Below are 17,144 nucleotides of genomic sequence, written 5' to 3'. Positions count from 1 at the left end.
GACACAGGTGAGCAGCAACAGTTTCAGTAACAGCACTCCAGTCTGCATGGCTTGGTGCGTATTACTGCCTGATGGCACCTTCAAAAGTTGCCTCGGTTGTGACTGCCTGCGTACGCGAAGACAACGAATAAACGCGTATTCAGGATAACCTGCTATGTCTGCCCTCTCTAACGATCTGTCGAACAAGCTACAGGCCGAAACCCCCGCTGCGAGCGCGGCCACCGCGGCGTCGCTGCAAGTGATCAAGCGCAACGGCAACCTGGTCAATTTTACCCCTTCAAAAATCGGCGTTGCCGTCACCAAGGCATTTCTGGCGGTGGAAGGTGACCAGGCGGCGGGCTCTGCCCGCATAAATGACGCCGTTCACAGGGTAACCGACCAGGTGGTGCAGGCCATCAGCCGCCGCCTGAAAGCGGGCGGTAAAGTGCACATTGAAGACATTCAAGACCAGGTAGAACTGGCTCTGATGCGCGCCGAGGAACAGAAAGTGGCGCGGGCTTACGTTCTCTACCGTGAAGAGCACGCCCGCGAACGCGCCCTGAACGAGCCGGTAGAAGCTCACCCAACCCTGACCGTAAAACAAGCTGGCGGCCGCACCGTACCGCTAGACTTGGGCTTGATGAAACAGCAGGTCGATAACGCAGCCTTCGGGCTGGACGGCATTAACGCCGAATCCCTGGTGGAAGAATCCATACGCAACCTGTACAACGGCATCGACGAAGCCGAGGTGCTGTCGGCGCTGATTATGACCGCCCGCGGCCGCATAGAGCGCGAACCGGACTACAGCGCCGTAACCGCCCGTTTGCTGTTGGAACAGCTGCGGCTGGAAAGCGTAACCGCGCTGAAACTCGACACCTCTTTGAGCCTTGTCGACGTCTACCCGCAAGCCCTGGGCACCTTCATCAACGCCGGTATTCGTTACGAATTGCTGGACGAAGCCATGGCCGCTTTCGACATGGAACGCCTGGGCGCTGCATTGAAACCCGAGCGTGACCTACAATTTGGCTTTCTGGGTCTGCAGACCCTGTATGACCGGTACTTCCTGCACTGGAAAGAAGACCGCCTGGAATTGCCGCAGGTCTTCTTCATGCGCGTGGCCATGGGCCTGTCCCTGCGTGAAGACGATCCCAACAGCCGCGCCATCGAGTTCTATGACCTGCTGTCGTCCTTCGACTATATGTCGTCTACCCCCACATTGTTCAACAGTGGCACCCGCCATTCCCAGCTGTCGTCCTGCTACCTAACCACCGTAGACGATGACCTGGAAGCCATCTACGGGTCGATTCGTGATAATGCCATGTTGTCAAAATGGGCCGGCGGTTTGGGTAACGACTGGACGCCGGTGCGAGCCATGGGTGCACGCATCAAAGGCACCAACGGCCAAAGCCAGGGCATAGTGCCTTTCCTGAAAGTGGTGAACGACACCGCTGTTGCCGTGAACCAGGGCGGCAAACGCAAAGGCGCGGTGTGTGCTTATCTGGAAAGCTGGCACCTGGACATCGAAGAGTTTCTGGAACTGCGTAAAAACACCGGTGACGAACGCCGCCGCACCCACGACATGAACACCGCCAACTGGGTGCCAGATTTGCTGGTCGAGCGCATGCGTCAAGATCGCGACTGGACCCTGTTCAGCCCCAACGACGTGCCCGATTTGCACGATTTATACGGCAACGCCTTCCGCGAACGCTATCAGCACTACGAAACCTTGGCCGCAGAAGGCAAAATCGAACTGTTCAAAACCATCCCCGCCAAGCAGCTGTGGCGCAAAATGCTGACCGTGTTGTTTGAAACCGGCCACCCGTGGATAACCTTCAAAGACCCCTGCAACCTGCGCTCGCCGCAGCAGCACAAAGGCGTGGTACACAGTTCTAACCTGTGCACAGAAATCACCTTGAACACCAGCGCCGACGAAATCGCCGTGTGCAACCTGGGCTCGGTAAACCTGGTTGCCCACATCAGCAACGGCGAACTGGATGTAAAACGCCTGGAACGCACCGTCGACACCGCCGTGCGGATGCTTGATAACGTTATAGACATCAACTTTTACGCCGTACCCCAAGCGCGTAATTCCAACCTGAAACATCGGCCGGTAGGCCTGGGTTTGATGGGCTTCCAAGACGCGCTCTACGCTTTGCGCTTGTCATACACCAGCCCGCAAGCGGTCGAATTTGCCGATGTGGCCATGGAGCAGCTGAGCTACTTCGCCATTCGTGCCTCTGCCCGGCTGGCGGCCGAACGCGGTGCTTATGAAAGCTACGAAGGCTCCTTGTGGAGCCAGAACATACTGCCCATCGATTCCATCGAACTGCTAAAAGCCGCCCGCCTTGAAGGCGACCTGAGCGTAAACACCGACAGCCGCCTGGACTGGGCGCCAGTGCGTGACCTGATTGCCAAGCACGGCATGCGCAACAGCAACGTGATGGCTATTGCGCCTACCGCCACCATTTCCAACATCGTGGGCGTGTCGCAATCCATCGAGCCGGCGTACCAGAACCTGTTCGTAAAATCGAACCTGTCGGGCGAATTCACCGTGGTGAACCCCTCGCTTGTGCGTGACCTGAAGGCCGAAGGCCTGTGGGACAACGTGATGGTGAACGACCTGAAATACTACGACGGCAGCGTGCAGCAAATCGAACGCATACCCACCGAACTGAAATCCCGCTACGCCACTGCGTTTGAAATAGACACTCGCTGGCTGGTAGAAGCCGCATCACGCCGTCAAAAGTGGCTAGACCAGGGCCAAAGCCTGAACCTGTACATGGCCCAACCCAGCGGTAAAAAACTCGACGAACTCTACCAACTGGCCTGGGAGCGAGGCCTGAAAACCACCTATTACCTGCGGTCCTTGGGCGCCACCGGCGCCAACGAACAAGCCGCAACAGTCGCGGCGCCGCAGCCCCAGGTTTGCAGCATTGACGAACCAGATTGCGAAGCGTGCCAGTAAGCCTAGCGCCCGAACTCCGGGGGCAGACTTCAAGTCTGCCCATTTACTACCAACTCCCAAACCCAGGGAACAGACTTCAAGTCTGTTCCCGTATTCAAAGGAACAAACCATGTTGAACTGGGACGAAGACAAAAAACCCGAGAGTAAGATTGTTCTCAACAGCAGCGTGGCTCCGGTAAACGTTGACGATAAACGCGTGATCAACGGCAACACCGACGTAAACCAGCTAGCCCCATTTAAGTACCCCTGGGCCTGGGAATACTTCATGAACGCCAACAAAAACCACTGGACGCCGTTAGACGTGAACATGTCGCAAGACGTTCACGACTACCACCACCGCCTGAACCCGGCAGAAAAGCACGTGTTTGAAAACGTACTGGCCTACCTGACCACCTCCGACATACTGGCCATGCGCAACATCGGCCTGGCGGTGATGGAAAAAATGACCGCGCCCGAGCTGCAGATTTACCAAGCGCGGCAGGTTTACGAAGAAGCCGTGCACACTTGGACATACCAGCACTGCATTGAAACCTTGAACTTGGACCAGGGCGAAATCTACAACCGCTACCGTGTCGTGCCGCAAATCAATGGCAAAATCCAGATGGCCAACCGCCGCCTGAACGCCGCCATGCGCTCCGACATCAACCTGCGCAACAAAGACGACCTGCAAGAATTCATCATGTCGTATTTGTTCTTTGCCGCCGTGTTTGAAGGCTGCTGGTTCTACAACGGCTTCAGCCCCATCTTCGCCCTGCAACGCCGCGGCCTGATGCGTGGCACCGGCGAACAGTTCCAGTACATCCTGCGCGACGAAGCCATGCACTTCTCCTTTGGCCTGAAAGTGGTTAACCAGATCCTGGAAGAAGAAAACATCAACTTCGACCCCAAAGCCGTGCGCGAGATGTGGGACGAATCCGAAGCCGCCGAAAGGGCCTACGCCAACTACATTCTGCGCGACCCCATCCTGGGCTATTCCGCGGAATACCACATCGAACAGTTCCGCTTCGTAGCCAACCGCCGTGCCCGCACCGTAAACCTGCCCGAGCCCTTCCCGGGTGCCAAAAACGTATCACCCTGGTTGGAAGAACAAGCCACCATGCGCAAAGAAAAGAACTTCTTTGAAACGCGAGTGATTGAATACCAGACCGGTGCCCAGTTGGAGTGGTAAGGCGTACCAAGAAGGCGCACTAAGAGAATAGAACAAGGAACAAGGGGACAGATTTCAAATCTGTCCCCTATCAATTGAATAGCCAAAAACCGCGAAGACCCAAAGGGCGACTGACCACTCAACCCAACGGGCTACGAACGCCTGCAAAACCCTGCCCAAGAACATGTGTGTAGATCTGGGTGGTACGTAAATCAGCATGGCCAAGCAAATTCTGAACCTTGCGAATGTCGTTACCGCGCTTTAGCAGCTCGGTGGCAAAGGAGTGCCGGAAGGTGTGACAGCCTGCGGGTTTGCCAATACAAGCTTGTTTTACGGCATTACGCACAGATCTTTGCACAGACGTAATATGGCGGTGATGGCGCGTGATATTACCCAAGTTGTCAGAACTCAGAGAAGGCGAAGAAAACAGCCATTGCCATTCCAGCGAAAGCCCAGCGTTAGGGTATTTGCGTGAGAGTGCATGAGGCAAGCTAACAGGGTGTTGAAACTCGGGGTCTTTCTGTTTCAAGGCCTTACAGATGTTATCAGCGTGACTTTTCAGTTCAGCAATAAATGTCCCCGGCAACAGCGTTGTACGATCTTTAGCACCTTTACCATCGAGCACTGTTATAACCTGCTGATTAAAATACAGATCCTTAATGCGAAGCCTGCAGGCTTCAGTGACACGAAGGCCCGAACCGTACATCAGCGAAGCAATTATGTGATCGGGGTGGCGCAGCTTTCCGATAATGCACATTGGCGTATAAAAACACCAGGGCATTTAGTGCCTGCGACTGAGTCGCTGCTGCCACGTTCCGATGAACAGCCAGCCAGGTCAGAAACTCATTAACGTCTCGTGGGCCCATATCCCGGGGATGCTTTATCTGGTGGAAACGGATGAAATAGCGAATCCAATACCAGTAGGTTTTCTCTGTGCGGATGCTGTAGGGATTCACACGAATGACGGCATGAACCTGATCACGCAATCGAAGTGGCTTCCCGTCCATGGGCTGACTCCTGTAATAGCTGTATATTTATACAGTATTAGTGTGAGAACAAATCACAGAAGTCAAATGATTACGTGGAAGGACGGAAAGTGTTCGACTAGGCTGTTGTTTTATAGATCTATGGGCGGACGCTTGTGGAAGCCCGAAAGTGTAGTCATGAAGCGGCCAGATTTTTGCATTCGCGGAGGGGCCTACCAAGTTACTGCTATACACCATTCGGTAGCGAGGGAGTGTGGACTATCTAATACCAACAATAAGCATCCTTGGATTTTTTGCTCTATGGCTAACAATGAGCTTTGTGATATCAAAATAATCAGGGTGGTGAGCGCTTGCAGAAGATTACCAAGCCAAGCATGTTTTCTTTGGTAAAAAACTAAACATGAAGTCAGGGAGACTTGGTAAGAGTAACTTTTTTAGTACCTTAATAATTGGCTTGGAGCGTGATGGTTTGTTCCTCGGTGTTTGCTTTCCTTTCAACTTTGGAAGCAAAGATTTGCTCATACCTCTTGAAGAAATCCAGCACAAAACGATCAAAGGAATACTATTTAAAAAAGTCGTTGTTTCTTTCACAAACCATCCAGAAAAAAAACTGGAAATACCAAGCCGTTTGGCAAAGAAATTAAACAGCACCAGCGGAACATATTTTTTTAATGTTGTATAACAAGGCGTTCAACTTTCAGCCCAGCTGCGCTGGTCTTGGACTGTCGCTGCTGCGCAGCGCCAGTCCGTTAACGCGACGTTATGCGCAACTTGTAGGCTAAGGAGATGACCACTAATGAATGAAATCACTTTTCCCGTGAAGAAACGAGAGCTTCACAGCCACCATTTTGATTCGACAATCTGGAATGAATTTGTATTCCGTGATGACGATATTGTTATTTCCACCTATGCCAAATCCGGGACGACTTGGATGCAGCAAATTGTGGCCCAGCTCCTGTTTTCTGGCGAGGAGGGCTTGGAAGTAGCCGAAATGTCGCCGTGGATGGACTTGCGAGTTCCTCCGAAAGAAGTCAAGTTGCCGGCAGTCGAGGAACAGACGCATCGACGATTCGTAAAAACTCATTTGCCTGTGGATGCCTTGGCCTTTTCGGAAAGGGCAAAGTACATCTACATCGGTCGAGATGGACGCGATGTGGTCTGGAGTCTTTACAACCACCATCTAAATGCGAACGCGGCTTGGTACGACGCCCTTAACAATACTCAAGGCAGAGTTGGCCCGGAAATCGAACCACCATGCTCGCCGATCTCCCAGTATTTTGATGACTGGCTGGATCAAGACGGCTTTCCATTTTGGTCGCTCTGGGACAATGCTCGCACTTGGTGGGCGATTCGTAATTTACCGAATGTACATATGGTGCATTTTGCAAATTTGAAGTCAGACATGCCTAGAGAAATTCGCCGCATTGCAGAATTCATTGGCACGCCCATCGAAGAGTCGAAGTGGGAGAAGATATTAAAGCATTGCAGTTTTGACTATATGAAGGCCAATGCCACCAAGAGTGTTCCTCTTGGTGGGGCGTTTTGGGAAGGAGGTGCAGAAACCTTTATTCACAAAGGCACGAATGGCCGGTGGCGTGATGTGCTTTCTGCTGAGCAGGCCATGAATTATGAACAGCGTGCGCAGTCGGAGCTCGGCCCCGACTGCGCACATTGGTTTGCCACTGGTGAGCTCAGATAATGTGTTTTCGTGAGTGTAGTCGAATTGCGTATAACAAGTGCATCAACATTGACCGGTTTTACACGCCACGCCGCTATTGCTCTGCTCTGTGTAAAACCGGCAAGTTATGCAGGCGTTATGCACCAAGGAGAGTGACGTGCCGATAACCGGCGAGTGTTTCTGTGGTGAGGTGAGCTACCAAGTCGATGGCTGGCTTCGTGATGCGAGGTCTTGCCACTGCTCCCGCTGTCGTAAAGCATTCAGTGCCCAGGCGTCCGCATATGCATTGGTTGAACCATCTGAGTTCAGTTGGTTATCTGGCGAGGAATTGCTTACATCCTATGTAGGCAGCCATGGCTTTGGGCTTCGGTTTTGCAGCAAATGCGGGTCTACGCTTTGTGGCATTTTTAATGGAGTCATTCATGGTGTGACTTTAGGGTGCGTGAATGGTGACCCGGAAATCGAGATTGGCATGCACATTTTTGTGGGCTCCAAGGCTGCGTGGGAAGTTTTGCCAGATGCGGTAACTCAATATCATGAGCAGGGTCCGAACAATGCATAACCAAGCGGTCAACCGGACACCAAAAGCGTGTCGCTCTTGGTTCCCTCAGCTGCGCTCCGACGCCGGTTACCATCAGCGTTAGATGCATATGAATAATCACATTAATCTTATAGTCGAAGGATCGGAAGGTGGAACTCAACCCGCAAAAGTCGAGTTCCTTTCGCCCAACGTGTATCGCATCTTGTTTTCCCCAGGATTCTTAGAGGATGTAGCCGCTGGCGATGTAATCCGAGTAACCGATGAAGTAACGGGTGAATTTTAAGTAATTGAATATGGTGGTGATGTTTCAGTAAAAATTTCTTATACTTCCCGAATAAGTGAGAAACTTCCAGAAATTGATGGCATATTAACGCAGATAAATGCACGCAGTGACGGACACCTTGAGCATGTCGCTGTTTGGACTATCCCTGTAGGATCATGCTTCAAGGCTATCGAGGCATCTGTAACAAAAGCCTGTGGGCGACTAGAAGAACGGACTTTTTGGTATGGCAATGTATATGATTCGCAAAATAATCCAATTAACAGGTGGTTGTGAGCAGGTCGCATCTAAAAAGTCAAAGTACGCAGACTCGGTAAAGCTGTCACCTTTTTTGTACCAAAAAAAACCGCCAACTTCGCCAAGTCAGTGTTTGAGGCGTTAGCGCTACAACAATTGGTAACCTTACGATCATGAGCTTAAATCAGTGGAATTAGCAGGTGAAACGAAATGAGAACCACACAATCTAAGCTGATACATTTTTCTTTATTAATTTTTGTTTTCTTGCTTACCGCTTGTGGTTCTGAACGTCCATCGACTGAAAAAGAGACTGAAACACCAGTACGGCCGGCAAAATTATTAGAAATTGGTCAGGAAAACAGTAATGCCTTTTTGAATTATCCTGCGGTTATTAAATCTGAACAACTTTCGGTATTGAGTTTTGAAGTGGGCGGAATGTTGAATGAGTTAATGGCAGTAGAAGCGCAACGTGTGATAAAAGGTGAAGTTCTTGCAAGACTGGATCAACAAGATTTTCTTACAAAATTAAAATCAGCACGTGCAGAATTTGAAAATGCCGATGCAGAATATCAACGTGCATTGCGTTTGATTAAGCAAGATGCCATATCCAGAAGTGAGCTTGAAAAGCGAAAATCACAACGCGATGTGAAAAAATCTCAACTTGATACTTCGGAAAAATCTTTAAAGGATACAGTGCTTATTGCTCCATATTCCGGCGCCATAGCAAAAGTATCAATTGAAAAAAGGAAAATCATTCAACCAGGCGAGCCGGCAATTACCCTCCTCGGTAAAAAGGGACTGGTAGCTAAATTCAACCTGCCTTCCAGTATTATGGCAAATGCCAGAAGTCAAAAAGATGTGAAAAGGGACGCCTATATTGTGTTGAGTGCAGCTCCAGAACGCCGTATTCCTGCCGTTTTCAAAGAAGCTTCTTTGGAGGCAGACGTCACTTCACAGACCTATGAAGTGACTTTTGCTTTTGATGCCCCTGATGATCTGGTTATATTACCGGGGATGAATGCCATCGCCTGGTTTAGAGATCCTGGAAAAGCAAGTACGATAACCAGCAAGATAGCTATTCCATTGACTGCAATCGCGACAGATGGAAATCAAAAATATGTCTGGGTTTTGGATAAAAACACAATGACTGTGTCAAAAAGGGATGTCGTGGTTGAAGAGGGTGTTGGTGCTAACCTGAAGATTACATCTGGACTTGAACCAGAAGAAATGATTGTTGCTGCAGGTATTTCTTATCTGTTCGAGGGGATGAAAGTTCGTCCTTGGGTTAAATAGATCATATAAACCTAAGGATTAAACTATGAATCTCGCAGAAGTTTCTATTAAGAATCAGGTCATAAGTGTTCTCGTAATTTTATTAGCACTAGTTGGTGGTTGGAATGCCTATCAAGAAATGCCAAGGTTCGAAGACCCGGAATTTACTATAAGAAGTGCGTTAATCTTCACCCAATACCCAGGTGCCAGCCCCGAAGAAGTAGCCAGGGAAATCTCTGAGCCGTTGGAAACAGCACTGCAACAGATGCAGGAAGTTAAGGATATACATACAAAATCTTCTGCTGGTCTATCTGAAATTACGGTAGATATTAAATACGACTTCTCAAAATCAAAAGAAGATCTTCAGATTATCTGGGCCAAGCTGCGCAATAAAGTTAAAGATGCAGAGCAATCTTTGCCGAAAGAGGCGCATCCAACTGTCGTTAATGATGATTTCGGTGATGTATATGGTCTGTCTTATTTCATAACAGGTGATGACTATAGTCCAGATGAGTTAAGGGCATATGCCAAACAGTTACAAAAAGATATTTTGCAAGTAAAAGGTGTAGCAAAGGTACAGTTGTTGGGGGAAAGTGAAGAAGCAATTTTTGTTGAAATATCACGTGAGAACTCTGCAAATTTAGGTGTTTCTATTCAGAACATCTACGATATTCTTGGCCAACAAAATTCAGTCGTTTCAGCAGGAAGTGTTGCTATAGGTGATCAACGCATTTTAATTGATCCATCCGGTGCTATTGATTCTGTCGATTCTATAAAAAACCTACTAGTATCAATCGCTGCTGAAGGCAAGATAATTCATCTAAAAGATATCGCCAACGTTTATCGAGGTTACAAATCACCTGAAACGAAAATTATTAGATACAACGGAAAACCTGCTATTGCCTTAGGTGTGGCTAATATTGCTGGTGGTAATGTTGTTGTGGTTGGTGAAGCGGTTGATAAAAAGATCCAGGAATCTGAAAGTCGCAGACCACTGGGAATGGAGGTTTATGAGTATTACCATCAAGGCAAGATAGTCGAAGAATCAGTCGATAATTTTCTTATCAATGTAATCGCAGCTTTAATTATTGTTATTGTCTCTTTGTTCATTTTCATGGGACGGCATTCTGCCTTTGTCCTAGCATTTATTCTTCTTGTAACGGTTGCGGCAACACTCGCTACGATGCAAATTATCGGCATTCCTATTCATCGTATTTCGTTAGGCGCGTTGATCATTTCCCTAGGAATGATGGTGGATAATGCTGTGGTTATAACAGAGGCAATCCTAGTCGGGGTACAGAAGGGTATTAAGAAGCTTGATATTGCAAAAGAGATTGTTTCTCAAACCAAATGGCCTCTACTTGCCGGTACCTTGGTGGGTGTTATTGCTTTTGCGCCCATTGGCTTTGCGCCAGGATCAACGGCTGAGTATACGGGGGATCTTTTTTGGGTCGTCATGATAGCACTGTTATTCAGTTGGCTTTTTGCCATGACCATTACCCCTCTAGCCTGCTATTGGTCATTTCCCGAAAAGGTTCAAAAAACTACTGCTGCTAAAGAAAGTGTATTTTACGATAAATACAAACAACTTATGCATTGGGCGTTACGATTTCGTTGGCTTGTTGTTGGAATAGTACTTAGCTTATTTGCTGTCTCTCTTTGGGGTGCGCAATACATGTCAAAAGGTTTTTTCCCACAATCAACTACTCCACAAATGGTTGTAGATTATTGGTTGCCTGAAGGAACCAGGATTGAACGCACTGAAAAAGACATGAAAGAAATTGAACCTTTTTTACGTCAAATGAACGGTGTCAATGCAGTGCAAACATTGGTTGGCGGCGGGGGTATTCGTTATATGTTGACTTATAACTCAGAATCAACCAATAGCTCTTATGGGCAATTTCTTGTGCGTGTCGATGATTATCGAAATATTAATAGCATGATGCCAGAGGTCCAGACTTATATTGAGCAAAATTACCCGGAAGCAAGGGTAAAAGTCTGGCGTTTTGTTTTAGGGCCGGGTGGTGGCTCTAAAATTGAGGCGGAATTTAGTGGACCGGATCCAAAAACTCTCCGTCGCCTTGCAAATGAAGCTAAGACTATTATGAGTGCCGATGGTGGTGCGCTTTCTATAAAAGACAATTGGCGTCAACCCGTTAGCGTTATTGAACCTGTTTACTCTGATGCAAAGGGACGTCGAGCTGGTGTTTCCAGAAAAGATCTCGCTGACGCATTGTTAAACTTCTATTCAGGAAAGAATGTTGGCGAATTTAGAGAAGATGAAGATTTAATTCCAATTATTGCACGTATGCCTGGTACCAAGAACGCAACGATAGATGACATCAAAAACATCCAGGTTTTAAGTGCTGTCACTGGTGAAATGATACCAATCGCTCAAGTGACAGATGGCTTTAGAACCATTTGGAGAGATGGACAGATCCGCAGTGAAAACCGAGTATTTAGAATTAAAGTACAAACTGATCCTTATCCAGATGAACTGGCGGCTGATTTTCTCAAGCGCATTCGCCCATATATCGAAGCTATTGAGCTTACGGATGGTTATAGTCTGGAATGGGGTGGCGAAGAAGGTGCTTCCAATGAATCCAATGGTAATTTAATGTCAACTATACCGATGGGTTTTCTTGCGATGGTATTGGTTGTAGTCGTCCTGTTCGGAAAAATTAGACAGCCTTTGGTGATTTGGATGGTCGTGCCACTGGCATTAATCGGTGTGGTGTTTGGATTAGTGGTAACAGGAATACCTCTTGAGTTTATGGGGATCCTAGGGCTTCTTTCATTATCGGGACTATTAATCCAAAACGGTATTATTTTGGTAGACCGAATGGATCTGGAGATAGATGAAGGTAAGCCAAGATATGATGCAATTATTGACTCGGCGACAAGTCGTGTTCGACCTGTTGTTCTGGGTTCGTTTACAACTGCACTCGGTGTGATCCCGTTGTTTTTTGATGCGTTCTTCCAATCAATGGCGGTAGTATTAGTCTTTGGCCTAAGTTTTGCCACCTTATTAACACTTCTTATCGTACCCGTGTTATATGCCATGTTTATGAATGTGAGTTCCAAGGAAACCAGTTATGCGAGCAATTAAACTTTTCGTTCTGCATGTTATTGCATTGATGGTTCTATCCTGTGTGAACAGCAACCCCCAAAATGGACATCAAAAGGCTGTCAAAAAGGCAATTGAAGCGCCAGAAACATGGGCCACTAAAACAGCGGAGTACGCGAATGTATCGGATAAATGGTTAGAAAACTTCAATGACCCGATGATGCTCAAACTAATAAGAGAAGGTAAGGAAAACAATATCGACTTACAAATAGCCGCAGGTAACATGGATAAGGCCTGGCTATTGGCCAAGCAATCGGGCGCGTCACTTAAGCCGACTGCCGATTTTTCAATGGGCAGAGCTGATTCGGGTAGTGGGAATGGCGGATCTTCTAATGCAAATATTAATGTTGGTCTAACTGTCAGCTGGGAACCGGATGTTTGGGGGCGCATACGTGCGGGTGTTAGCAAGGCTGAGGCCAGTGCTCAAGCAGCAAAAGCTGATTATATTTTTGCGCAGCATTCCTTAAGCGCTAATATTGCAAAAACCTATCTAAAAGTAATTGAGGCCAAACAACAGTCTGATATAAGTCGCAAGAATCTATTGATTCTTAAAAATACGATGCGCATTACTCAAGTGAAGTATGACAACGGCCTGTCTTCGGGTCAGGATATTGCGCTGAATCGTGCAAATTTGGCATCAGCTCAAGAACAGCTAATTACAATTGAAGGCTCCCGACGTGATGCACTAAGGGCATTAGAGCTATTACTAGGTCGTTACCCCAATGCTACGTTAGAGATAGAGAACACTTTACTCGATTTGCCTCCTCCTCCTCCAGCGGGCCTTCCCTCTGAAATATTGGAGCGCCGACCTGACATTGTTTCAGCTGAAAGAAGAATTGCGTCAGCGTTTAATGGCACAGATCAAGCCAAAGCAGCACAGTTACCAAGATTTTCATTAACAAGTTCGATTGGTGGTGCCTCCGGTTCTTTATCAAATGTACTCAATCCTACTAATGTCGCCTGGCAGTTCGGAGCTAATTTATTGGCACCACTGTTCGATGGTGGAAAGCGAAAATTGGACGTTGAAATTTCGAAGATAGAGCAGAAGCAAGCCATAGCAAACTATGCTCAAATAGCCTTAGCTGCTTTTTCAGAAGTGGAAAACAACTTGGATCAAGGTCATACTTTAGCCAATCGCATGAGAGCCTTAAGTGATGTTCTTAGAGAAAGCAATAAAGCCTATCGCATTGCCGAATTAAGGTATAAAGAAGGCGAAATTGGTTTGTTAGACACCCTGCAAATCCAGCAACAGAACATTGCAGCCGAGAGTGAATTACTCTCTATCAAGCGCCTTCAACTGGAACAGCGTATCAATTTATATTTGTCTCTGGGTGGCAGTTGGTAGAATGATTGGGATGAAAGAATAATAAGCGACACTATTGATAGCAAAGAGTTAGTTAACGTTGCAAAATTAAAATCTACAACCAATTTAAGCTTAGTATATCAATTAGGAGTGCTAACGAGCAGGTCAAGTCCACTCCTGTTGGCCGCTGGGACCGCCAAAAAGCGGCGGACCCTTATCTATGTCGTTAGGTGTTGTTAAGGAGAATGAGTTTGTCGGAAGAAGATCAGTCACCTTTAGTATCAAAGACAGCATTGTCTGCGCAGAGATCCGTCACGACAGCCATGTGGAGCACTACGAAAGTTCTGTAGTGAGCGGCCTAGCGGCAGCGCCCAAACCATTACGCGAAACCTTCATCCGCACCACTAGTTACGCCGTAAGCACCAATAAATCAGCGCTTACACCCCAGTCCTTCAATTGTACACACTGAACTCCTCACCCATTCCACGAGGAATCAGCATGACGACCACCGAAAAAGTACACTTCTGGCAACAACATATTGATGATTGGGAAGCGATGAGCCTGGTTGGCAACGCTCACTGTAAGCAACAGTCTTTGAATTATTATCAATTCGTTTACTGGCGTCAAAGGCTGACCTCTGTTAAAAATAATCTGAAGCAGGCACCGGCAGCGAGTAGCAACACGCGGCAACGCTAAAATAGACCTCGAAGGTTCGAGAAAATGCGGAGTTATGTGGAACGCACATTTCTGTGACATCGCCGAACGCGGTCTAATACGATGTTAGGCAGTCCAAGCTGATGCAGCCATTTTTTATTAAGTCCGCAACCGGAACCTCAAAATTATGTTGAACCTGCTGTTCATCGCTATCGGAGTGTTGCTTCTGACTGGTGGCGGTGAGGCACTTATCAGAGGATCTTTGGCAGCTGCAAATCGACTGGGCATTTCTCCCCTGCTCAGCGGCTTGTTAATTGTCGGTTTCGGTACGTCTGCGCCAGAGCTGGTGGTCTCAATTGAGGCTGCTCTTAGTGAGCGGCCCGACATCGCAATCGGTAACGTTGTGGGGAGTAATATCGGCAACATACTGCTGATTCTAGGCTTATGCGCACTGATAACGCCTCTTGCTGTCAAGCCGCTCGTATTGCGGCGTGATGGTGTCACGGTTGTCGCTGCGAGCATCTTGTTTCTTGTCCTTGTTGGCGGGGATGCTTTGGTAAGGTCTGACGCTGCCATATTCCTGCTGGCGCTCGCCGCTTATCTGGTCTGGGCTTATTGGACCGAGCGCTCCGGTGAAGCGCCTTCCGCAGGGTTACACATAGCTGAAGGGCAGGAAGTTACTTTTCTGCCAAAAACAACTCTATGGATAGTCATGGCGGTTGTTCTGGGTTTGGCCCTATTGATCGCCGGTTCACAAGTACTGTTAAAGGGTGCCGTGGGTATAGCCGAGTCGTTTGGCGTCTCAGAAGCCGTAATAGGGTTGACCCTCGTGGCGGTTGGCACTTCTTTGCCCGAACTTTCGATCTCTGTAATCGCGGCATTTCGGCGACATGCCGATGTTGCTATTGGTAATATCCTGGGGAGCAATATTTTCAATCTCCTGGGAATACTCGGAATTTCCTCGTTGCTACAGCCGCTTCCAGTCCATGAGCGAATCTTGCAGTTTGATCAGTGGGTCATGTTGGGAACGTCGCTGATTCTATTGTTCTTTTTGTACACGGGCAGTCGTCTTAGCAGGCTCGAAGGCGGATTGCTCCTGCTCGGCTACGGCGTGTATATAAGCCTGAGTTTCACGGTACTCGGCACTTAAGCTCCGGGAGTGAAAGCGCCTAACCAGGCCAAGCACGGCGACAGCTTTTCCGTTTCGGCTTCGCCTCCACTACAAAGCTGCGCGTGTTGGCGGCGTTCGGCATGAGCAATGCGTCACAACTGCTCCGCAGAACGAAGTCTGCAACGAAGCCGCTGGCGCCCTGCGGTGACCGCCTTTAGGTTGACCTCTCAGCGGTTGTGGAGCTTGGTGAATCAAACAATGTATTTGGCGATGCTGGCCGAGAGGCACCTCGGTTGCTGCCTGAGCACCATTCCGATAAAGGAAAGGACCAAATACCATGACCGAGAATCGACTTGATGGCCTCCGGCTAGCGCTACGCGGAGAGTTGGTCACGCGCAAGAACAAAGAGGCGTTTGACGCCGCTCGCTTCCGGGGCTGGAACCGCGACCTGAATACGCGCGTGACCCCCCTGGGATTCGTGGTCGCGTCTGGTCCACGGGATGTCGCGACCACCGTGAAGTATTGTCGTTCCAACAACATAGCCATCACGGTGCGCGGCAAGGGCGCCCACTCACCCTCCGGGATGGCGAACGACGCTGTCGTAATCGACCTCGTGAAGATGACCGCCGTCCGCGTCGATCCGGAGAACAAGTTGGTTTATGTCCAGGCCGGTGCCGACGGAGGCGATGTGGATCACGAGACAGCACTTCACAATCTGATCTGTCTAACCGGCTCGGTCTCACACACCGGCTTCGCGGGCGTGGCGCTCGGAGGAGGCATCGGCCACCTGAGTCGTTGGCTCGGGGCGGTGGTCGACAGCATCGTCAGCTACGAGATGGTCACCGCCGAAGGAAAGGTTGTCCGTGTGAACGAATCCGAGGACCCGGAACTGTTCTGGGGAATGCGCGGCAACGGAGCGAGCTTTGGCATCGTTACAGAGTTCGTATTGAGGCTTCGCGACATGCCCAACGCCGGGGTTATCCGTGCAGCTCCCATACTGTGGGGTGCCGACAAGGCGAACGAAGTCATGTCGTCGTGGATGGGGCGCATTGCCAGGCCCGGACGCAAGAAAACAGAGACGCTTCAGTTTGCGTTCCTCCACTCCCCGGATGGTCACCCGCTCTGTGGCGTCATTCCCCTCATCGTCGGCGAGACCGAGAAAGCGGCCTTGGCGACTTGTGACGAACTGGCGGCGTATGGCGGCGGGGCGCTGGTGCGTCAGGACACCCAACTGCCGTATACAGCGATGCAGGCGGCGCTGGACGAGGCCTTCCCGTACAACGCAAACTACTGGGACAAAGGTGTCTTTGTCGATTGGGATCCCAGTGACGACAAGGCAGCCCAGGCCATCGTCGACATCGCTGTCAGGACCTGGAGCAACAAGCCGGAATTCGCATCCAAGTCGTGTACGTTTCTGCTCTTCATGGGGGTCAATGGCGCCGTGGCCGAGGCTGATTCGGCCTCGACCTCATTTGGCGCTCGCGGCGGACGCCTTTGGTGCACGGCCCTCACCGGCTGGTCCGACGACGACGACGGCAAACGCGCCGCCAGCAAGAAGTGGTGCGACAGTTTCGCCGAAGCGCTAGCGCCGTTTCAAGTGACGACGTATCTCAACAACGCCATGCCCGAGAACGAAAATGAAATGCGGCGCGTCTTTCCGGAAGAAACCATGAAGCGTCTGCGGGTGCTCAAGAAGAAGCACGACCCCGAGGACATGTTCAAGACGGGAGCGTGGCAGTACGAGGCCAACACCTGAGGCTAAGACCGCGATACCTTAAAGGGCCTGAGCCTCACCACGGCTGGCACGCTGTGCAACCGTCGTGGAGCAAATGGAGAAGATTTGGTTCCGTACGAATCGAAAGCA

13 protein-coding genes are annotated in these 17,144 nt (G+C 49.4%); 11 read left to right on the top strand and 2 right to left on the bottom strand.

Going from position 1 to position 17,144, the window contains the following annotated elements:
• The first annotated feature begins 154 nt into the window (after nucleotides 1-154).
• Together MRBBS_RS18180 and MRBBS_RS18175 are read left to right on the top strand one after the other, a co-directional pair.
• Nucleotides 155-2,944: a ribonucleoside-diphosphate reductase subunit alpha gene (locus MRBBS_RS18180; RefSeq protein ID WP_014873081.1), complete on the top strand. Its 2,790-nt coding sequence runs from the start codon at nucleotides 155-157 to the stop codon at nucleotides 2,942-2,944.
• A 109-nt stretch (nucleotides 2,945-3,053) separates the two neighbouring features.
• Nucleotides 3,054-4,112, top strand: a complete 1,059-nt coding sequence (locus tag MRBBS_RS18175) for a ribonucleotide-diphosphate reductase subunit beta (protein WP_014873080.1) — start codon at nucleotides 3,054-3,056, stop codon at nucleotides 4,110-4,112.
• Nucleotides 4,113-4,230: 118 nt separating this feature from the next.
• Here MRBBS_RS18175 and MRBBS_RS18170 read toward each other — a convergent pair whose 3' ends face one another.
• A complete protein-coding gene (locus MRBBS_RS18170) occupies nucleotides 4,231-4,872 on the bottom strand; it encodes a tyrosine-type recombinase/integrase (RefSeq protein WP_014873079.1) in 642 nt (213 codons plus the stop codon).
• Complete coding sequence (locus tag MRBBS_RS20160; protein WP_227497544.1) at nucleotides 4,769-5,098, bottom strand: site-specific integrase; 330 nt, start codon at nucleotides 5,096-5,098, stop codon at nucleotides 4,769-4,771. Before MRBBS_RS20160 ends, MRBBS_RS18170 begins: the two co-directional genes overlap by 104 nt.
• Before the next feature lie 379 nt (nucleotides 5,099-5,477).
• On the opposite strand from MRBBS_RS20160, the gene MRBBS_RS18165 reads away from it, so the two are divergent.
• The 9 genes from MRBBS_RS18165 to MRBBS_RS18720 all read left to right on the top strand — a co-directional run bounded on the left by MRBBS_RS18165 (nucleotide 5,478) and on the right by MRBBS_RS18720 (nucleotide 17,036).
• Nucleotides 5,478-5,759: a hypothetical protein gene (locus MRBBS_RS18165; RefSeq protein ID WP_144012730.1), complete on the top strand. Its 282-nt coding sequence runs from the start codon at nucleotides 5,478-5,480 to the stop codon at nucleotides 5,757-5,759.
• A 114-nt stretch (nucleotides 5,760-5,873) separates the two neighbouring features.
• Nucleotides 5,874-6,776 (top strand): sulfotransferase domain-containing protein, encoded by a 903-nt coding sequence (locus MRBBS_RS18160; protein WP_014873077.1) that lies wholly within the window; start codon nucleotides 5,874-5,876, stop codon nucleotides 6,774-6,776.
• A 136-nt stretch (nucleotides 6,777-6,912) separates the two neighbouring features.
• Nucleotides 6,913-7,317, top strand: coding sequence for a GFA family protein (locus MRBBS_RS18155; protein ID WP_041635719.1), 405 nt, complete (start codon nucleotides 6,913-6,915; stop codon nucleotides 7,315-7,317).
• 706 nt (nucleotides 7,318-8,023) lie between these two features.
• Nucleotides 8,024-9,106, top strand: a complete 1,083-nt coding sequence (locus MRBBS_RS18150) for an efflux RND transporter periplasmic adaptor subunit (protein WP_014873075.1) — start codon at nucleotides 8,024-8,026, stop codon at nucleotides 9,104-9,106.
• 25 nt (nucleotides 9,107-9,131) lie between these two features.
• Nucleotides 9,132-12,194: an efflux RND transporter permease subunit gene (locus tag MRBBS_RS18145; RefSeq protein WP_014873074.1), complete on the top strand. Its 3,063-nt coding sequence runs from the start codon at nucleotides 9,132-9,134 to the stop codon at nucleotides 12,192-12,194.
• Complete coding sequence (locus MRBBS_RS18140; RefSeq protein ID WP_014873073.1) at nucleotides 12,181-13,557, top strand: efflux transporter outer membrane subunit; 1,377 nt, start codon at nucleotides 12,181-12,183, stop codon at nucleotides 13,555-13,557. Before MRBBS_RS18145 ends, MRBBS_RS18140 begins: the two co-directional genes overlap by 14 nt.
• Nucleotides 13,558-14,013: 456 nt before the next feature.
• Complete coding sequence (gene tnpA, locus MRBBS_RS18135) at nucleotides 14,014-14,211, top strand: IS66 family insertion sequence element accessory protein TnpA (protein ID WP_014873072.1); 198 nt, start codon at nucleotides 14,014-14,016, stop codon at nucleotides 14,209-14,211.
• Nucleotides 14,212-14,356: 145 nt separating this feature from the next.
• A complete protein-coding gene (locus tag MRBBS_RS18130) occupies nucleotides 14,357-15,319 on the top strand; it encodes a calcium/sodium antiporter (protein ID WP_014873071.1) in 963 nt (320 codons plus the stop codon).
• A gap of 298 nt (nucleotides 15,320-15,617) precedes the next feature.
• Nucleotides 15,618-17,036, top strand: a complete 1,419-nt coding sequence (locus MRBBS_RS18720) for an FAD-binding oxidoreductase (RefSeq protein ID WP_014873070.1) — start codon at nucleotides 15,618-15,620, stop codon at nucleotides 17,034-17,036.
• Nucleotides 17,037-17,144 lie beyond the last annotated feature (108 nt).

The sequence above is a fragment of the Marinobacter sp. BSs20148 genome (assembly GCF_000283275.1).
Classification (GTDB): Bacteria; Pseudomonadota; Gammaproteobacteria; order Pseudomonadales; family Oleiphilaceae; genus Marinobacter; species Marinobacter psychrophilus.
The sequence above is the reverse complement of the archived record's forward strand: the minus strand, read 5'-3'. Positions and strand labels throughout refer to the sequence as shown.